Genomic DNA, 19214 nt, shown 5'->3' with positions numbered 1-19214 from the left:
ATTATCAACAAGGAAAAGTAATTTTTATTAATCCTCCTGAGCCCGTGTTGTGACAACTAAGTTGCCCATCATGTAACTCCACAATGGTGCGACTAAAGGTTAAACCTATTCCCTGCCCTCCTTCTTTGGTGGAATAGAAAGGAGTAAGCATGTTCTCAAGGTTGGCAAAGCCCGGGCCATTGTCTCGTACGTCAATCACCACTTGTTGCTGCTGATAATAAGCATGTAGCGTCAACTTGGCATTTTCACCACTGGCCTCAATGGCATTTTTAACTAAGTTAATCAGCACTTGCTCAATTAAGGCTTTATCGAGATTGAGCGTATTCACAGTGCAGTTTACTTGGATGTAGGTATCCTCAAATAGCGCAGCAACAGAGGATAGTAACAGCATGATGGAAACCGACTCCCTGTCTAGCCTTGGGGTTTGCGTAACCTTGGCGTATTGGCTCACAAATTGTTGTAAATGCTGGCAACGCTGACCTATTACACTTAGCGCATGCTGCTCTTTTTCGTCCTTAGCTCTTGCCAATAAGGTTTGCGCTAGGGAGCTTACGGGCGTCAAACTATTGTGGATCTCATGGCTTATTACTCGGATTAAATGTTGCCAAGCAGCCAGCTCCTTTTTACGTAATGCCTTCGTGATATCGAGTGCAACCAGTAAAGAAAACTGCTTACCCTCTTGAAAGAATTCACTGCTTTGCAGCTGCCACCGAGATTGCTGCGCTGTATCTGCAAAATGCCAGTGATTATCTTGTTGCACAAGCCCAAACTGAGCCGCGCTTATTCCCTTACACTCTAACCAAGGGCGATGATAAAGCGACTCAAATGCACCATTGGCGTAGGCAAGTTTGAGCTTATCGTCAAACATCATAATAGGGGTATTAAGGCTGTCTATTAGCTGATAAATGATAAACTGCTGACTATGATAACGGCGCTTTTGACTGTGCAGCTGTGCACTCAATGCCAGTAAGCGCTGTTCAAATTCAGCCACCACGCCCGCTGTATAATGTGGCTTAATGGTTTGCGTAAAGTCACTTTGTGCAATCGCTTCTAGCTGCCAATTAGCACGCATGGCAATGCGTTTAAGGTGAGACAACAGTATTTTTTGTAACCCGCCCAATAACCCCAACACACTCACCGATACGACGGCAACCCACATCACCTCAAGCTGTAGTTGCAGAAGCAGCAAAGTCAGTACAACCGTACAGCTAATGGTTAACAGCGTACAGTAGGCCCCAAGCCGCCACTCGGCGCTAGCCAGATGTTTTAAGGCCATACTTTTCCAAACGTCGATAAAGAGAAGAAGCCGTGAGCCCAAGTATTTTAGCAGCTTCTGCGACATTACCTTGAGCGCGTTGCATCGCTTGCTCCACCATTTCTTGCTCCACTTGTTGCAAAGTCTTGCTGGGCATATTACTGGTCACTTTAGGTGCAGCGGTAAAGCGTAGTTGGCAATCACTGAGCTCAATTTGCAAGCCCTCCGCCATTAACACGGCACGCTCCATAACGTGACTTAACTCTCGCACATTGCCAGGCCAATTGTATTCAATCAACGCAGCTTTAACCGCTGGGCTAAGTTCACGAATTGGCTCACCATACTGCGCACAAAACTTAGCGACAAAATACTCAGCCAACGGCACGATATCGCCAAAACGCTCGGCGAGCCTCGGCACTTCAATCACAATCGTGTTGATGCGATATAACAAATCTTCTCGGAACTCACCGACTTTCACTAAGGCGTCAAGATTGGTGTTGGTTGCGCAAATAAGCCGGCAATCCGCTTGTTGCGTCTGACTGCTACCCACAACTTCATAACTGCCGTTTTCCAACACCCGCAGTAATTTTGCTTGTAAAGGAAGTGGAATTGTCGCAACTTCATCCAGAAATAGCGTGCCCTGTTTTGCCATTGCAAAACGACCAACACGATGCTGCTTTGCATCCGTAAACGACCCTTTGCTGTGGCCAAACATCTCACTTTCGAATAATGACTCTGGCACCGCGCCCATATTCACCTCAACCCAAGGTCCTGCTGAACGATTAGATTGTTGGTGTAACCACTGAGCTAAATGACTTTTCCCCGCGCCACTTGGCCCAGTAAGTAGCACCCGAGCATCGGTTTTTGCTACTTTAGCAAGCTGCTTATATAAAGATTGCATCGCCTGAGAGCGCCATTGAAACGCGCCGCGCTCGCTGTGTTTTGCTACGATATTCGCTTGCTTTAATGATATTTTGAGTTGTTGCTGCACGGCTTCTAGCAGCTGCTGATTGTCCCATGGTTTTTCGATAAAGTCGCTTGCACCTAGCTGCATTGCAGACACCGCCAACGCGACATTTCCCCAACCGGTAATACAGATCACAGGCACATTAAGATTGGAGTCACGTAGCCAGCGCAAAAAGTCTAGCCCTTCATTGCCTGAAGTGGTATCTCGGGAGAAGTTCATATCGAGCAAGGCTAATGACACTTGCTTAGCGGTGAGCAGAGGCTTGGCAAGCTCTAAGGTTGCCGCCTCAATTACATTGAAACCTTGATCTTCTAAAAAGAATACGGCGCTGAGGCGTACTTCGGCGTTATCATCGATAACCAGTATTGTGGGCTTTTCCATAGGGAGAATTTTTATTGTTATCGGGTTTCAGCGGAGCATAGTCTGCTCCGCGAATATAAAATTATAACCAACGGATGATTGTACTTAGGGTATGGCTTTCACCCGGTGCAAGTTGCACGGCATCATCCATTACGTTGCACGCTTCTAAGCACAACATCTTGTGGTATTCATCATCATTAAAGTTGCTTAAACGCTGTGACTTTTCAATCCATGGGTTCCAAAGCACACAAGAAGTTGAGTTTTCACGTTTTACTTCAATAATGCCCGCGGGCGTGTTGATGGTTTGCACAGGGCTTGCTTGGGTGTACACCATATCGGTTTCGCGGGCAAAGCCAACCACTTCAGTTTGCTCAAATGGACCTTCACCAAATTCGATATATTTCGCGCCTTGTAACCCGTCAACCGTGGTATTGCTGACCTCCGGTGTTGGGAAATACGTATGCAGGGCTTGCGTTAGCGTAAATGGTGCATCCCCAGTATTGATATTAGTCAGTCGCACTTCGAGCTTGTCCGATAACACAAACTCGACCTCTAATTGTGACGTGTGTGGCCAGTACTGCTCTTCAACTAAAGTCATCGGTAGTGTGAGTTTAACGGTAATTTCATCGCTTTTTTCTTCGACGCTGTGCGCTCGCCAAAGTAGCTTGCGAGCAACCCCATGAATTGGCCAATCCGCTTTGCTATGTACACCAAACCAAGGCCAACAGATTGGAATACCACCGCGTACCGGTTTGCCTTCAAGGTAATCTTCCGCATCAGAAACCCAAATTAAATTGCCTTTTCCCGCTGGCGTAAACTCGGTCAGTTGCGCGCCCTGTAAAAAGATCTTCGCTTGGCACAATGCACTGTTGACCCAAATATACTCAAGCCCGGACTCAGTGCGCTCGATTGAAACTGAAGGTGATAATTCCATGGTAATTCCTACGTCAACTCAATGATATGCCTACCTTACCACTTAAATAATACGAGTAAACTGTTATCCATCCAATTTGAAACTTATTCAATTATATCAGTGCAGAAGCACCATGAGAGTCTAGCTCTCACGGTTTATGGAGCTTGAATGGACTAAAATTACACCTTAAATTTGCCCACCAGCTCTGTGAGCGTGCTCGACAATGAATGTAATCTCACGCCATTTTGATTGGTATTCACAGCGATATCACTCACACTATCCGCGGCATTTTTAATTTCCACCACGTTACGATTGATATCTTCGGCAACATGTTGCTGCTCTTCAGCTGCGGTGGCGATTTGCGTGTTGAGATCGCTAATATTGACAATCGCTTGAGTAATTTCACTAAATTGTTGTTGCGCTGAGTTTGTCAGCTCAACCGTTTGCTCCGTGCGCGTTAGGCTGCGCTTCATTTCTCCCGACACCATTTCCGTCATTTTTCTAAGCTTATCAAGCTGAGAGGCTATTTCTTCCGTCGATTCAGACGTACGCTGTGACAACGCTCGTACTTCATCGGCTACGACAGCAAAACCACGACCATGTTCACCTGCGCGTGCCGCCTCAATTGCAGCATTTAATGCTAAAAGATTAGTTTGTTCCGCTATGCCTCGGATCACGCTGAGTATCGACATAATATTTTCGCTTTCGGTGTCGAGCTGCATGATATCCGCGGTTGCCTTATTGATCACTTCAGATAACGTTGTAACACTCTCGACAGACTCTGTGATCACCCTTTGGCCCAGCTCAGATGCTTGCTGAGTTTGCCCGGCCAACTCAGCCGCATTGGCACAGCTTGCCGCTACTTCGTTTGCGGTTGCTGCCATCTCATTAATTGCGGTGGCAGCCATTTCAAGCGCTTGTTGCTGTTGACTGGTAGCGCCCGTGAGCTGATCAGACTGCGAAGCGGTTTGTCGTGAGGTTTCGTTAACTTGCTGGGCACACTCATTGATTTGCGTCACCAACTCAGCAATGAGATTTAAAAAAAGATTAAAGCTTGTCGCCAGTTTGCCCGTTTCATCCCGAGCTTTAATGTCTAAACGCTGCGTCAAATCACCACCGCCTTGAGAAATCTCAGTTAAGCCATCACTTACTTCTACAATAGGCGCTGAAATCAACTTCGAAATATAGCTTGCCAATAACAGAAATACGGTGATCAGAACAGCACTTAAAATCAATATAGTCAGCGTCATCGCATTGGCTGCTGCCATTACCTCGCCTTTTTCAACTAAACCAATAAACTTCCAGCCTAGTTTTGGTGCTGTATAGATGTTGGCAAAATAGTCTTGACCATTAATTTCGAGCTCAAATAACCCATCTTTATTTTGAGCCAATTCTCGATAGCGGCCGTTTGCTATGTCTGCCAGCTTTTTAAATCTATGTTCGGAGAACTTGGCATCGACTAACACATTTCCGGTGTCTTCTACTAGCATCAAATAGCCGGTCTCACCCAATTTGATATTGCGGATGATTTTGGTCAGCCCTTGCAGTGACACATCCATGCCTTGGACACCCACGGTTTGGCCATTAGCAGTTATCGCTTTTACCGTCGACACAATCACCATATCATCCGGTGCCCAATAATAGGCACTAGTGCGGATAGTCTCGCCATTTCCCGATTGTCCCGTTTGATACCAAGGGCGCTGCCTAGGGTCGTAGTTTGCATTCACTTCACCTAGAGGCCATTGAATATAACCACCTTGCTGATTTCCCATGTAGATATAGGCAATACCAGGGTGTGTATTTCCAAAGTGCTCAAATAACGAATATGCTGCTTGCTCTGTTTTACTTCCTGCTTTCGAATTAAGTCGAGTGGTGCTGGTCGTATCCATATAAGTTTTCACGTCTTGCTGCGCACTCAAGACCTGTGCATGGGTTGCTAAATAGTCAACGTTTTTTGCAATTTCATCAAAAAACATCTGGATACCATTCTCAACCTGTAGCGCCTCTCGATCACTGAGCTCTGAGAAAGTCTCTATCCCCTGCTGCCTAGTTTGACTGATTATAAGCCCCGCGATGATTAACAAAGGAAGCGCGATTGCTGTTGCGAAAGACAATTTTAATTTTTGCGATATATTCATGAATAGACACCATTTCACAGATAATAAAAATATAGTGAGAGATAAGCTATTGGGCAAGAATGACATACAAATGTGATCACTTGTTCGTCTTATATTCATCTTGGGTATGGTTAAATGTTGTGTAACTTTGAGGTCAGATAGGCCGCAGTGTTACTATGGATAATTCAATCAAGGATCATAAAATTTATCTGCTTTCTGCAAGGATAGGTTTGGTGGTCTACAATTTGTAAGAGGTTTTTGCGCTCAACCATTTAACAACGGGACAAATATGTTAAAACTTTCAACCATCTCACTCGGGTTAGGTCTAGCACTTTGCTCTAATTCAGTGCTTGCCGAAAACTCAGAAATTGACGCATTAAAGCGCCAATTAGCTGAACTTCAGAAGAAGCTCACGCAGCTAGAACAAAAAGAGCAGGCACGAGCACAACAGGAAAAAATCGCTAAGGCTGAAAAAGCCGCAACCAAAGCTGAAACTAAAACTCAAGTTGCAGCTGCTGAAACAAAACCGACCATCAAAGTCGGCGGCGCGATCAGAACCAACTACAGCCATACGTCTTATGACGATGACAACAAAAATCGTGGCGGTGATTTTGACTTCGATATTTTCAGGTTGAACTTTTCTGGCAATGTCGGTGGCTTTGGTTTAAATGCCGAAATCCGCTTTTTCGACTATATGACTGCGGTAAAATACGCTTACCTCGACTATGACTTTGCCGACCATTGGCAAGCTCAGGTTGGTATGACTAAAGTACCTTTTGGTAACTCACCTTACAATTCGCACAACTGGTTTTTTAACACTACCTATTATATTGGTCTTGAAGACGACCACGACATGGGGGTGGTATTTAAACGTAAAGTGGCAGACAACTGGCAGCTTGACCTTGGCTTTTTCAAAAACGATGAGCTAGGTGGTGTCGATGGTTACGTGGATGACCGCAGCGATCGCTACTCTTATGACGTGGTAGGTTTCCGTAAAGCGGGCGATGGCGTTTATGACGACCCAACGCAACCAATCGGCGAATACAACACCTTTGTTGGTCGCTACGCGTATCATATTGAACATAGCGGTGGCACAACTGAAATTGGCGTCTCTGGCCTTGCCGGTGGTCTTCACGATGGTAATGACCGAGCAGGTGATTACAACGCGTGGGCACTACATTTAAATAGTAACATTGGCCCTTGGAACTTACAGCTACAACACGGTGAATACCAGTACGATATTGACGATGCAAACCGTATGGCGGTAGGCGCTTATGCGTTTTATGATTCCATCGCGGCAGAAGCTACCATGTCGAACTTTAATGTAGCGTACAACCTGCCAGTTGAATTCGGCCCAATTACCGATCTGCAATTTTATAACGACTTCGGTATTATTTACGACAAATCCGATAACACCGAAGACACTTGGATGAATGTTACAGGTGTGTCACTCGCCGCGGGTGCGTTCTTCACCTATGTTGATTTAGTTCACGCGAAAAACCAGCCGTTTATTGGTGGTTCAATCGCAGGCGATAGTGACGAAAGCGAGCGTCGCTTCAACATTAACTTCGGTTATTACTTTTAATCTTTGGGATTAACCTTAGGTATTAAATCAAAAAGACGATGCACTAGTTGGTGCATCGCCTTTTTATTTCCTTGTTTTCTGTAATACCAATAAGACCTACGTTAGTTTGTGGCTGCTCTCCAACCTAGGCGCTCTGCTTCAGCGGCAGCAAATTGAGGTAAATCTGCGGCGATAAATTGTTTGTGGAGTATTTGCACACCAAGCAAATGATTGATCACGGCATCTAGTTGCACTTTGAGTGAACCATCGGCGTCTGGTGAATCATGTAACTCAAATAGCGCATTTACCGCTTCAAAGTCTAATAAACCTGCGGCTTCTACAGCTTGTCTAGATAAGTACTTATCAGCCAACACGCGCATTGCAGCCCACTTTTTCTCATCTGAGTGCGCTGGTGGTGCCATAAAAGCAAACTTTTCTCGTTCATACAGTACTTCTGGCAGCAGTCCTTTCATCGCTTCGCGTAACACGTATTTTTCTTTACGATCTTTAATGCGATATTGCGGGGGAATGGTAAAGGCAAACTCTGCGAGGTGATGATCTAAAAAGGCAGGCCTTGCCTCCATCGAATTGGCCATGTCGACCCTATCACCGCCCCAAGTTAATATTTGCCCTTCAAGCATGGTTTTAATCCATACATACTGGGCTTTGTCGAGTGGATGGCGGGACTCCAACATGGCATCATCTAAAGTCTCAGCGATTGCTTTGCCTGCGTCATAACCCGTGAGTATTTCTCTGTGTTCGGCGGCAACGAGTTGATGGGCAAAGTGACTGCATGACAGCCAAGGCTGCAAACAACTTGGTGTGAAACCAACCACCTCATCTAATGCTGCACTATCGTATTGCTCACGGGAAAGCATAGCCCCCTTAAACAACTTATTGCTGTCTTCCAGCATGGTTTGCCACTGAGCTTTTTCGGTGTCATCAAGTTCATCTAAGCCATATAAAAACAGGTCTTTTCTAAATGCGGGATAACCCGCAAAAAGCTCATCGGAGCCCTCTCCGGTCATCACAACTTTATAATTAGACTCGTTAACTTGCTGGCTCATCAAGTATTTCGCAACACCAAGCGTGTTATAAATGGTTCTTTCGGTATGCCATAAAGTTCGTTCAAAATGGCCATATAGCTCGTCACCGCTCAACGACATAATATGATGATCGGCCTTAGTGGCTTGTGCCATTTGTTTTGCAATCGGCGTTTCGTCGTACTCTGCGCTATCAAAGCCTATGGTAAAGGCTTTAATAGGTGCTTGTGCTGCGGCCGAAGACAGACCCAAAATAGCACATGAGTCTATGCCACCACTTAAGTAACACCCTACCGGAACGTCCGCCGTGAGTCTCAACTGCACCGCTTCAAGCAGCTGCTTGCGCACGCCATCAATGTAATATACTTCATCTTTGCTATTTAAATACGCTTGCGCCTTCGGAAAGTTAACATCCCAATAAGGTCTATCTTCGATGCTAAAACCTTGTTCACTTCTGGTGATACTAACAACATGTCCAGGTTTGATTTGATGTACATTCGCAAATGCCGTGCTGCCGGGAACCATGACTTGGATCAGTTGATGAAAGAGACCTTCACTTGAGAATCGGCGCTTAACTTTAGGATTGGCAAACAGCACTTTCAGTTCTGAGCCAAACACAATTTCGTCTTCTGTTTGGGTGTAGTACAAAGGTTTAATACCAAAGCGGTCTCTAACTAAGTGCAACGTATCGGTTTGTTGGTCATACAATGCAAACGCAAACTCACCGCGCAGATGCGTCAGCATCTCATCAAGGCCAAGCTGCTGATATAAGTGCATGGCAATTTCTGAGTCGCTTTTACTTTGGAACCTTGCCCCTTTTGCTACCAGCTCAGCTCGGATCCGCGCGTAATCGTAAAATTCGCCATTGTGCGCCAACATTAGGCGCTTATCAGAACTTATAAAGGGCTGTCGACCTCTTTGCTCGTCAAGGTCGATTATCGACAGTCTGGCGTGACTAAATCCCACGCCAGCTATTTGTTTATAGCCAAAACCATCGGGACCACGATGATGTTGAATGGCTGCCATGTTTACCAATAATTGATTATCTATTTGTGTTTGCGCTTGCGTTGAAAAAATACCAGCAATTCCGCACATAATATCTCCCTAAATCACATCCATCACAGTACTGGCGCGCTGCACCATACAGGTCAATAAGGCTTGGCGTAAAAAGACGGCACCACGTGCCTGACTAAAATACCAATTGTGTGGCGTGGCATCTAAACTGGTACACAGCTCTTCACCTCGAGCCAGCGGATGAAGCACTATCGCATCGGGCTTGAAGGGTGAGTCCGTGCTCAATTTAAACGACTTCCCATAGGTTTCGAAGCTTTCACCTACCCATGCAATGGAATTGATATACACCACATCAAGCTCAGGTAAAACAGCGTTCATGTCATGACCGATAGACACCTTTACTCCAGCTTCTTCAAGCTGCGCCAATTGCTCACTCGATACCGCATCTTCGACACTCTCGTCATAGAGCAGGAATATTTCGTCCACAATGCGCGGAAAGTGCGTAAACATTTTCAGCAAGCTACGCACCGTACGCATTTGGCTCGGCACGCCAATCACGCCAATTTTTATAGGGCTAAAAGCTTCACTGTCAGGGAGTAATAACGACGGCCGCCATTTGAAAATAGTGTAAAGGTCGGACATAGCTTGCGTTGGATGCTCATCAATGCCATTACCAGCGTTGATAATTGGAATGCGTAGGCTGTGGATCATCTCTTCAATAGATTCCACTGAGGTGTCACGTAAGACGACACAATCACCATAATTATTGAACATCTCGGCGACATCCTGCAGCGACTCCCCTTTCGCTATGCCCGTTGAGGAGCGATCGGTGATCGACATAATGTCGCCCCCTAAGCGGTGCCATGCACTTTCAAACGACAGCCGGGTGCGGGTACTGGGTTCATAAAACGCACTGATCAAAATTTTGCCACTGAGCGGCGAGCTGAACCTTGCTGGATTACTTTCATATTTCGCGGCGAGGCGGAATAACTGGATCAGCACGTCTCGGTCAAGATGGTCGACACTAATAATGTGCTTATTCTCCAAACAATGCAGCCTGTCACCGTCTTCTTGTATCGCTCTGAGTAATGCTTTGGGATGTGCATCCCCGTAAACATCCGGCTGCGCTCGATTAAACTCTACTTGCTGCGCACTTACCATAACTGCCTCTTTTTATAATCAATAAGGAACATAACGACAAGGACAACAGGGCATAAACAACTGAGCACTATGGCCAGCCAAATTAAACTAGAAAATGCGCCCAATGAGATCATACATCCTCCATTTTGCTTTGCGTGCCCAACGCTTGCCAATGGAATGATTGCTGACTAAAACGCCAAGCAATCACACAAATTAATAATGACACCGCACAAGAAACTAATGCGGCGACATAAAAACCAATATAAAAATACCCAATCAAGCCAGATAGCGTGCCAAGCAACATAGCCCAGCCAGCGCTATTTCCCGTCATTCGCGCAAAGTACAACCCAAATACGATAGGCCAAATGGTGCTGGCGACAAAGGCACCAGCAAAATTCAACAAGGCGCCCAAAGTGGCGATTTTCGGTAAACACAATAGCCAGGTCACTACGCCGAGCAGAACAATAATCCACTTAGCACTTTTTAAGCGTTCACTATCGCTCGCCTTTGGTTTGATGTATTGCAGATAAATATCTTGATTGATGAGATCTGACGTTGCAGCAAGCAAGGAGTCCAAACTCGATGCCAGCGCGGAGAACACTACAATGAACAGAATAATCGAGCCGGTATAGCCGAGTACTTGGCTTGCAACCAAAGGTCCTACCATATCGGCGCTAGCAGGATACAAGCCTAAACTCGGCGCTGCCAGCGCAATAAATCCAGTCACGATTGGGATCGGCAGCCACAGGAGTCCCGCGATAAAATACGCCTTTTTGCCCACTCCACCTTTAAATGCAAACGCCCTTGACCACCATACGTTGCTGTGAAAAATTTCTCCTAAACCAAAAAAGATATTGTTGAACAAAAACATCACAGCGGCAGGGAAAAGCAGGTCGAGTAACTTGGGGTGGTCACTACTGAGTTTTTGGTGAATGGGTTCAAGCCCAACATTCATCGCCACGACAATGGCTATTCCTAAGACGCCAGCCAAAATAATTATGGCCTGTAGAAAGTCCGTGGCGATCACCGCTTTTAGACCGCCAAAGAGCGTGTAGACCACACACATCAGGAGAATTATTGACATACCAAGGTGATAATCTAAGCCACTTAGGGTGTGTAGCAAAATGCCACCCGCCATGCCTAGGCTAACGAGCCAACTCATGGCATACACGAAAGAGATCAGCAAAAAGATCCACCAAGAGAAACGCCCAAACCGCAATCGTATAAAGTCGCCACTGGTGTAGCCGTGGGGCAGTAAAGTTTTGATGCGTTGGCTTAGCGGCGCAAATAGCAGCAATCCGAATGCGGCACAGGCGTAGCCTATCATGCCCCAAATACCAAACTGATAAGTGAGCTGTGGCGCAACTAAAGTGGTGTTACTGGTGACCCAAGTTGCCATCGCAGTGGCGCAAGCAAAGGCCAATCCGACATTTCTACCGGCCAGCGCAAACTCATTATGTGACTGCACGCGCCTGCCAATCCACCAACCAAAAAATACCCATAGCAAAGCAAACGCTAGGGCAAGACCGAGCGCCAATGAAGCATTTATCATACGCTTTCCTTATCGTGCGCTTGCTTATTGCCTACCACAATCACCCCTACAAGCAGCACAAATAAGCACAAGCCCAGTACAAACAGCGCAAGCGCCAGCGTTAACTGATGATGTTTAACTGTAAATGGGACCGACGTTTGTGCCGAGTTAGTAGAGGGATCAGCTAAGGTTGCGAGATAATCACCATCAGCCAAGCCACTAATGGTTACCGCTTGTTGAGTCGGCTGAAGCGAAAGGGAGAGGGAGTAAGGTTCTGAAAGATGTTGAATGGATAGCTGTGTTGATTGCTGTAGAGGGGGACCAGTACGCTCAATGTGTAGCGTTATAAACCCAGCAGTCACGACCTCATCGCTCACCCTCAACGAGGCGGCAAGCCCATTAAAGCTCGCAGCAACTAAGACTAAGGTTACGACTCGGGCGATCCACATCCTCATAATCCCTAACTGCGGTTATCCAAGTCCGAATTCGCCGCAAGTTTTGCTATCCACATTATTCTAGTAGTAACAAAGACTAGCTTAAGGATCAAATTTGTCTAGTAAACCGCCAGCCAACTTCATCCTCACTTCACATTTATTCTTTTGTTTTTATTGCTCTTTTTTGAACACATTGCAACAATAAATTACTCCCAGCTTCGACATCATGCCAATGACTCCATTCGTCTGGCGCATGGCTAACGCCATTGAGTGATGGAATAAATATCAGTCCTGTGGGACACACTTCTGAAAAAAACTGACTATCGTGACCAGCGCCACTTGGCATGACCTGATAATTCAGCGATAAAGCCTCAGCCTGTTGACTAATAAACTCCACCATCTCTGGTGTACACTTCATTGGAGACAACCAACTTACCTGCTCATATTCAAACATTAAATGATGCTTTCGAGCGATGGCTGAAAGCGCTTTACGACAGGCAATTTCAAGGTTCTCCATCACCGTTTCGTCCATATCGCGTGCGACGATGGTGAAATCCACCTCTCCAGCAATCGTATGTGCGAAACCTGGCTTTAGTTCTGCCTTACCGACAGTGATCCTCGTGGTATCCGTTCCGTCCTCAGCAATAATTCTATCTAACTGGTAAGCAAAATCAGCCAGCCCCATAAAAGCGTCGCTGCGCATCTCCATAGGTGCCGTGCCTGCGTGATCGGCCTTCCCAATTAATTTGACTATCCATTTAAATACCCCAGAAATCCCCTCCACCACGCCAATTTGAATGCCTTTTTGATCAAGTACAGGGCCTTGCTCAATATGTAATTCAAAAAAACTATTTATTTGCTCTGGTTCCAGTCTCGCATTCAGCGCATCCATAGGTTCTAAACCTTGGGCACGCATAGCATCACTGAGCATACAGCCATCCGCATCATGGCTTGTGAGTAATTGATGTGGCGTTAACTTTCCGGTGAGCGCTTGAGCCCCTATCATACCGCCAAAGCGTCCCTCTTCTTCACTGGTGCCAATAACCCAAATCGGCCTCTCTAATTGCACATTGTGCTCTTTTAATACGCGGATACACTCAAATCCCGCAATGACGCCTAGGGTTCCATCAAACATGCCACCAGCAGGTACACTATCGAGATGAGAGCCAATGATCACAGCGGGTTTTGCTGCAATATCCGGGCTGGTCATTTCAATAATCACATTGCCAGCGCCATCCATGCGACTCACGAACCCTTCACTTTGTGCGCATTCCATCAGCCATTTACGCGCTGCAAAATCCTCATTGCTAAAACCTTGGCGATAAATTCCCTTATCTTCATGGTTATAACCGAACTCCGCGAGCGCAAATAGGGTAGACTTAAGACGTTCTAAATTTACTTGCATACTTTGCCCCTCAACGTTTCAGTCGCAGCACTTCCTTGAACCTGAGATGAGATCAGATTAGCTATTTCAAACACTGACGTCCGACTGGTGATCTCTTTGCTTTAGCTTAGTTGAAAATTCGCGAATTTCAGCCACTGTGGTATGCTTTTAATTACTGGCTTCAGATTAACAAAGTAGACTCTGGTCATCTCAATGCGCTGTCACTTCAGCACTCCCGGAATATGAGGATGCCTATGCGTAAAAAAATTCCCTTATTCAATCGTTGTTTTTGGCTGCATGTTGCTGGCATCGTGTTTGTTGGTCTCGGCTTTATCGGCATGGCACTGCCTGTTATGCCTACTACCATCTTTTTCATCCTCGCCCTTGCTTGCTTTACCCGTTCATCTCCTAAGCTAGAAAATTGGCTACTCACTCATCCAAAATTTGGCCCGAGTCTGGTTGCATGGCGGCAACATCAGGTCATCCCAATAAAAGGTAAGATTGGCGCGGCGATTGGCATGAGCGTTGGCTTACTAGCTTTGAGTTATAGTAGCGCACCTATTTGGGTGGTGTGGTCTGTCGCAATAACTGAGGCTGCCGTACTCAGCTATATTCTTACACGACCATCAGCCATCCCTGCCAATTCAAAATAGAAGCACTTATAACAAACAAAATAAAAACAACAAAAATACATATATAACTCACTATTTACATCGAGTACCTTTTTGAGGTATACAGTTTGTTCTTGTAAAAGAAACAATAACAAGTTGAGATACCATGAAAATAAAAATAACTTACCTAGCCACATTGCTAGGGTTACTACACGGCGCAGCAAATGCCCAACAGGAATACCCTCTATTTCCAGGCGATCCACTGGTAAACCAGCAATGGCACTTGAAAAATACAGGGCAAAATGCGTTCTCTGAGCGTGGTGGTGTTGCAGGAGAGGATCTTAACCTTAGCCTTACTCACGCCCTTGGAATTATGGGTACCGGGGTGACGACTGCGGTAATTGACGGTGGTGTCGAACTAACCCATCCAGATCTAATTGGCAACGTCAGACCTGGCTCATGGGACTTTCTCACTAACTCTCCTGATTTAAAACCAGCCAACAGTGGGGATAGCCACGGTACAGGCGTTGCTGGCATCATCGCTGCAAGTGCCTTTAACGGTATTGGAGGTCGCGGCGTAGCGCCAAGAGCAGGCCTAATTGGTTTTAACTATCTTAAAAACGGTAACATGGAAAACTGGTTACAGTCTCACGGTATGTACTCTGACGGTTTCAACAAAGCCTCTTTTGATTTTCCTCGGGTATTTAACCAAAGCTATGGCCGTACCCTTTCATCGCCGCAGACATTCAATTATGACTTTTCTCCTTGGTTACAAACTTATGAAGAAGCTCAAGAAGAGATCACTACCACAAGTCATAGTGGCCGCGGTGCAATATTCGTAAAATCTGCAGGTAATGGCTATCGAGTTCAAAGCTTTAACGCAAACGGACTTGGTTCTGGCTATTTATGGTTTGCAAATCGCAATCATGGCTTACCGATGCAAAACGTTAACTTAGAACGTATTGATACCAGCTATTGGAACTTAGTCGTCTCAGCCTACAATGCGGATGGTAAACTCTCATCGTATTCAACAGTAGGCTCTAGTGTGTTCGCCAGTGCACCAGGTGGCGAATATGGTTCAACAACACCTGCTATTATCTCAACAGATATTAGCGGCTGTGACTGGGGCAGAAACCCTGCGAACCTTCGCAATAGTTTACATGGCGGGCACCCGCTCGATCCAACCTGTGATTATAACGCGACTATGAATGGCACCTCTTCTGCGGCACCAAACACGACAGGGGCAATTGCGCTAATCATGTCTGCAAACCCCGCGTTAACGTGGCGTGATGTTAGACATATTTTAGCTTCAACCGCTCGCAAAATTGACCCAGACCACCCAGGTGTCACACTAACCTTTAACAATGTGGCTGGTGAAGCACAGCAATATGATGCGATCCCAGCATGGCAAACTAATGCGGCAGGGTATGACTTCCACACCTTCTATGGCTTCGGTGCCATCGATGTTGATGCGGCAGTAAATATGGCCCGCTTCTATAGTGCGGATCGAGGGAATTTCACGATTACACCTTGGCAGCAAGTTAATGCCAATGTCACCATTCCTGACGGTAGCCTTGCGGGTGCCGAAAGCTCGCTACAAATTGACAACGATGTCACCGTTGAAGCGGTACAGATCCGAGTGACCGGTGAGCATACCAGTACCCGTGACGTTGCAATTGAGCTTATTTCTCCGTCAGGCACTCGCAGTGTTTTAATGACACCAAGAACAGGTACCATTACCGGACGTAACGGCTTTAACGATATGCAAATGCTATCGCACCACTTCTATGGAGAGCCAGCACAAGGTCAGTGGACCATTCGGTTAATTGATACCCAAGGTGAGGACGAAGCTTTTATCTTTGATCCACGTAACGGCGATCCGGATATTCAAGCAGTGCATAGAAATAACGCACAAGATGGTGTATTAACCTCTTGGCAAATTCGTTTTATTGGTCATAACTAAGGAGAACCACTATGAAAGCATTCGTTTTAACTGCCTTACTACTTAGTGGCCAAGCACTTGCAGCTAGCGATGGATTAATTGAGTTAACCGAGGCTCCACAAGGTGCCGAGATAAACATCAATAACCAATCTTTTGTCTCACTCGAAGGGGACGGCACAACATTAGTGGCAGGGTTACAGCTACAATCACCTGCAACTGGCGAGGTTTACACTGTCACTGGTGAAATTATCGTTGAACATCTTACGATGATTAATGCTACTACTTTCGCTAGTGATAATAACCTGATATTAAGCTATGTCCGTGGTAACCGCGCAATCTACCGCCACGCCGACGCACAAACCGATCTAACCGCTTTAAATGCACAACTACGAGCGCAAGCTGGAGTGTTAAGTACTCAGATTGGCTTGCAGCTTGAAGGGCTAGAAAGTGAGTAATATCAGCGAATGAGAGGCCTAGCCTCTCATTTCCTTTAGACCTAAATACTAGACAAGCTACACCAAACTCACTCTGCCCGCCCCGAGCTACTCTTTTCTTATCAGTCTATTCAACATAGCTTAACAGCGAATCAATACCATGCTAGAGTACCAAAAAACGTTATAACATATCAAAAGGATTAATAATGAACACTGTAAATGGGGTAAGCCGTTTAAGTTTACTCTCTCTGGCACTCGCCGCCGCTTTTTCAGCACAGGCCAATAACGACACCCATATTGAAAAAATAGAAGTCGTGGCGGAGCGTCAAGCTTATCGGGGAGACTTTATCCATTTAGAAGCGCCCGAAGCGATGTTCGAGCTCGATGCCGAGCTCATAGAAAACATGGGGATCAATAGTTTAACGCAAGTGCTAGATATGTCGGCATCTGTGAGTAGGCAAAATAGTCTTGGGGGACTGTGGGATAGCTTTGCCATTCGCGGTTTTTTTGGTGATGAGAATGTACCAAGTGGCTACTTAGTCAATGGTTTCAATGCCGGACGTGGTTTTTCTGGACCTAGAGATGTGTCGGGTATTGAGCGCGTTGAAGTGTTAAAAGGGCCAAAAGCTGCACTATTCGGGCGTGGAGAGCCAGGTGGCGCCATCAACTTAATTACCAAAAAACCCATGTTCCAAACTTTTGGTGATGTGAAACTCACTTTGGGTAATCGCCAACATCAACGCTTAGAAGCGGATTTCAACACCACCTTATCTGAAAATACGGCCGCGAGGATCATCGGCTTTTATCAGCAAGAGGACAGCTTTAGAGATACCATTGAAACTGAAAAACAAGGAATAACCACGGCTTTGGTATTCGAGCAAAGCGATAGGTCAAAATGGCAATATGAACTTGAGTATGCAGAGCAAGAAATTCCATTTGACCGAGGCATCATTGCCCCGCAAGGTAACTTCGACTTTATGCCGATTGAGCGTTTTCTTGGTGAGCCAGGTGATGGTCCAACAACCACTATGGTGCACGGCCACCAGTTACAATGGCAATATAACATCGACGCACAGTGGCAGCTAAGCTCTGCATTAGCATTTAGACAGACCGAATTAGACAGTCTGTCGAGTGATGCTGACATCTCTCCCTCACGTCAAAAGCTGTATATCGACTTTAAAACCCTGACCCGCCAACATCGACAACGGGCTTATGACACCGAGCAATATGTTGCACGTTTTGAGCTCGCTGGAGACATCACTGTGGGTGATTTCAAACATAACCTCATAATGGGCGTGGATTACGACAGGTTTGACTTTGATCGGGACTACCGAGTTGCTAGAGCACCAGCCCTGAGCACTAATCCGAGTGACGCACAACTTTATGCCATTAACATTCACAACCCTGTTTATGGTCAATATTCCCCTCCGACCCCTACTCCTGTCATTATTCGTCAACAAAATCAATGGGCAACTGGTGTCTACATCCAAGATCAAATCACTGTTACCGATGCAGTACAGGTGCGGATCGGTGGTCGTTTTGACTGGCTTAAACAAACTATTGATAACAAAATTAGTCAGCAATATGCTGAACAGTCTGAACAACACTTCAGTCCCCAGTTGGGTGTGGTTTACCGATTGGCAGATGAATGGTCTTTGTACACAACCTACGGTGAAGGATATCGCTTAAACTTTGGTACTGACTATCAAGGTGCTGCTTTCGACCCAAATCAAAGCGAATCAATCGAGTTCGGCAGCAAATGGACATTACTCGATAGTCAACTGGATATTACCCTAGCTTACTTTGATAGCCAGCAAACCAATATCATCGTTGCCGACATTCAAAACCCGGGATTTAGTGCAGCCATCGGGGAAGCAAGTAGCCAAGGGGTTGAGCTTGATGTTATCGGTCAGTTACCAGCTGATGTCACCGTTAATTTTTCCTACATGTATCTTGATGCGCAGGTAGATAAAGACTCCATTGATACTGGTTTAGGCGTAAGCTTAAAGAAAGGGGATGACCTGCTAAACATTCCGGAAAACTCGGCTAGCTTACAGCTAAGCCAGCAATATACACTATTTAACCGCCCACTCTCTGCAGGCTTTGGTGTGCAATACATTGATAAGCGACTTGGTCAGCGCGGAAGCGAATTTTACTTACCTTCGTACGTTACCTTTAACGCATTTGCGCAATACAATGTTAATGATAACTGGATAGTCTCAGGCAAGATACAAAATGCCTTTGACCGTGAGCATTTCACTAATTCGTATAGTCAAATGTGGGTTCAGCCTGGCGAGCCACGTAAAGTATTACTCTCTATGTCTTATCAATTCTAACCACCACACTCTTAAAAAAGTAATAGCAGTATGACTTACGTACTGCTCTTACTTTCGCCTATCACTTTTCGTGTACTACCGTGATACCGGTCGATGACGTAAAAAAACAAATCATTAACAATGAAAATAAAATAAATAAATTCAATACCATAAAACTTTTATAGTAAAG

General features: G+C 45.8%; 14 protein-coding genes. 5 read left to right on the top strand and 9 right to left on the bottom strand.

All coding sequences use genetic code 11. The annotated features are described in order from the left end of the window. Window positions 1-4: 4 nt before the first annotated feature. From L1D50_RS12295 to L1D50_RS12280, 4 genes are all read right to left on the bottom strand, one after another. Window positions 5-1276, bottom strand: a complete 1272-nt coding sequence (locus L1D50_RS12295; protein WP_239966120.1) for an ATP-binding protein — start codon at window positions 1274-1276, stop codon at window positions 5-7. Next, window positions 1254-2603: a sigma-54 dependent transcriptional regulator gene (locus tag L1D50_RS12290; RefSeq protein ID WP_239966119.1), complete on the bottom strand. Its 1350-nt coding sequence runs from the start codon at window positions 2601-2603 to the stop codon at window positions 1254-1256. The genes L1D50_RS12295 and L1D50_RS12290 overlap by 23 nt, the downstream gene beginning before the upstream one ends. Window positions 2604-2664: 61 nt before the next feature. Further along, window positions 2665-3516 (bottom strand): D-hexose-6-phosphate mutarotase, encoded by an 852-nt coding sequence (locus tag L1D50_RS12285; protein ID WP_239966118.1) that lies wholly within the window; start codon window positions 3514-3516, stop codon window positions 2665-2667. A 158-nt stretch (window positions 3517-3674) separates the two neighbouring features. Further along, the gene (locus tag L1D50_RS12280) at window positions 3675-5633 is read right to left on the bottom strand and encodes a methyl-accepting chemotaxis protein (RefSeq protein WP_128727293.1); all 1959 of its coding nucleotides are present in this window, start codon (window positions 5631-5633) and stop codon (window positions 3675-3677) included. Window positions 5634-5901: 268 nt separating this feature from the next. On the opposite strand from L1D50_RS12280, the gene L1D50_RS12275 reads away from it, so the two are divergent. Continuing rightward, window positions 5902-7197: a porin gene (locus L1D50_RS12275; protein ID WP_239966117.1), complete on the top strand. Its 1296-nt coding sequence runs from the start codon at window positions 5902-5904 to the stop codon at window positions 7195-7197. 101 nt (window positions 7198-7298) lie between these two features. Here L1D50_RS12275 and asnB read toward each other — a convergent pair whose 3' ends face one another. The 5 genes from asnB to L1D50_RS12250 all read right to left on the bottom strand — a co-directional run bounded on the left by asnB (window position 7299) and on the right by L1D50_RS12250 (window position 13743). Beyond that, window positions 7299-9314, bottom strand: a complete 2016-nt coding sequence (asnB, locus tag L1D50_RS12270; protein WP_239966116.1) for an asparagine synthase (glutamine-hydrolyzing) — start codon at window positions 9312-9314, stop codon at window positions 7299-7301. Between the two features lie 9 nt (window positions 9315-9323). Then, window positions 9324-10394, bottom strand: a complete 1071-nt coding sequence (locus L1D50_RS12265; RefSeq protein ID WP_138522456.1) for an aspartate carbamoyltransferase — start codon at window positions 10392-10394, stop codon at window positions 9324-9326. Between the two features lie 109 nt (window positions 10395-10503). After that, window positions 10504-11925, bottom strand: coding sequence for a sodium:solute symporter family protein (locus L1D50_RS12260; RefSeq protein WP_239966115.1), 1422 nt, complete (start codon window positions 11923-11925; stop codon window positions 10504-10506). After that, window positions 11922-12353, bottom strand: coding sequence for a hypothetical protein (locus L1D50_RS12255; RefSeq protein WP_128727288.1), 432 nt, complete (start codon window positions 12351-12353; stop codon window positions 11922-11924). Before L1D50_RS12255 ends, L1D50_RS12260 begins: the two co-directional genes overlap by 4 nt. A 142-nt stretch (window positions 12354-12495) precedes the next feature. Further along, window positions 12496-13743 carry a Zn-dependent hydrolase gene (locus L1D50_RS12250; protein ID WP_128727287.1) on the bottom strand — a complete coding sequence of 416 codons (1248 nt, stop codon included), beginning with the start codon at window positions 13741-13743 and terminating at the stop codon, window positions 12496-12498. A gap of 233 nt (window positions 13744-13976) precedes the next feature. Between L1D50_RS12250 and L1D50_RS12245 the strand changes: the two genes are divergently transcribed. The 4 genes from L1D50_RS12245 to L1D50_RS12230 all read left to right on the top strand — a co-directional run bounded on the left by L1D50_RS12245 (window position 13977) and on the right by L1D50_RS12230 (window position 19045). Further along, the gene (locus L1D50_RS12245; RefSeq protein WP_128727286.1) at window positions 13977-14375 is read left to right on the top strand and encodes a YbaN family protein; all 399 of its coding nucleotides are present in this window, start codon (window positions 13977-13979) and stop codon (window positions 14373-14375) included. 124 nt (window positions 14376-14499) lie between these two features. After that, on the top strand, window positions 14500-16296 hold the full coding sequence (locus tag L1D50_RS12240; RefSeq protein ID WP_128727285.1) for a S8 family serine peptidase: 1797 nt from the start codon (window positions 14500-14502) through the stop codon (window positions 16294-16296). An 11-nt stretch (window positions 16297-16307) separates the two neighbouring features. Beyond that, window positions 16308-16730 (top strand): hypothetical protein, encoded by a 423-nt coding sequence (locus L1D50_RS12235; RefSeq protein ID WP_128727284.1) that lies wholly within the window; start codon window positions 16308-16310, stop codon window positions 16728-16730. Window positions 16731-16915: 185 nt separating this feature from the next. Further along, window positions 16916-19045, top strand: a complete 2130-nt coding sequence (locus L1D50_RS12230) for a TonB-dependent siderophore receptor (RefSeq protein ID WP_128727283.1) — start codon at window positions 16916-16918, stop codon at window positions 19043-19045. Window positions 19046-19214: the final 169 nt, after the last annotated feature.

Origin of the sequence: Pseudoalteromonas sp. Isolate6, from assembly GCF_022398435.1 — a bacterium.
GTDB lineage: Bacteria > Pseudomonadota > Gammaproteobacteria > Enterobacterales > Alteromonadaceae > Pseudoalteromonas > Pseudoalteromonas galatheae.
Note: the sequence above shows the minus strand (reverse complement) of the source record. Positions and strands in the feature narration are given on the sequence as shown.

What these genes read in the sequence shown, in the direction of transcription:
- L1D50_RS12295 (WP_239966120.1), bottom strand. Translation starts at nt 1,276, where the DNA reads ATGGCCTTAAAACATCTGGCTAGCGCCGAGTGGCGGCTTGGGGCCTAC.
- L1D50_RS12290 (WP_239966119.1), bottom strand. Translation starts at nt 2,603, where the DNA reads ATGGAAAAGCCCACAATACTGGTTATCGATGATAACGCCGAAGTACGC.
- L1D50_RS12285 (WP_239966118.1), bottom strand. Translation starts at nt 3,516, where the DNA reads ATGGAATTATCACCTTCAGTTTCAATCGAGCGCACTGAGTCCGGGCTT.
- L1D50_RS12280 (WP_128727293.1), bottom strand. Translation starts at nt 5,633, where the DNA reads ATGAATATATCGCAAAAATTAAAATTGTCTTTCGCAACAGCAATCGCG.
- L1D50_RS12275 (WP_239966117.1), top strand. Translation starts at nt 5,902, where the DNA reads ATGTTAAAACTTTCAACCATCTCACTCGGGTTAGGTCTAGCACTTTGC.
- asnB (WP_239966116.1), bottom strand. Translation starts at nt 9,314, where the DNA reads ATGTGCGGAATTGCTGGTATTTTTTCAACGCAAGCGCAAACACAAATA.
- L1D50_RS12265 (WP_138522456.1), bottom strand. Translation starts at nt 10,394, where the DNA reads ATGGTAAGTGCGCAGCAAGTAGAGTTTAATCGAGCGCAGCCGGATGTT.
- L1D50_RS12260 (WP_239966115.1), bottom strand. Translation starts at nt 11,925, where the DNA reads ATGATAAATGCTTCATTGGCGCTCGGTCTTGCCCTAGCGTTTGCTTTG.
- L1D50_RS12255 (WP_128727288.1), bottom strand. Translation starts at nt 12,353, where the DNA reads ATGTGGATCGCCCGAGTCGTAACCTTAGTCTTAGTTGCTGCGAGCTTT.
- L1D50_RS12250 (WP_128727287.1), bottom strand. Translation starts at nt 13,743, where the DNA reads ATGCAAGTAAATTTAGAACGTCTTAAGTCTACCCTATTTGCGCTCGCG.
- L1D50_RS12245 (WP_128727286.1), top strand. Translation starts at nt 13,977, where the DNA reads ATGCGTAAAAAAATTCCCTTATTCAATCGTTGTTTTTGGCTGCATGTT.
- L1D50_RS12240 (WP_128727285.1), top strand. Translation starts at nt 14,500, where the DNA reads ATGAAAATAAAAATAACTTACCTAGCCACATTGCTAGGGTTACTACAC.
- L1D50_RS12235 (WP_128727284.1), top strand. Translation starts at nt 16,308, where the DNA reads ATGAAAGCATTCGTTTTAACTGCCTTACTACTTAGTGGCCAAGCACTT.
- L1D50_RS12230 (WP_128727283.1), top strand. Translation starts at nt 16,916, where the DNA reads ATGAACACTGTAAATGGGGTAAGCCGTTTAAGTTTACTCTCTCTGGCA.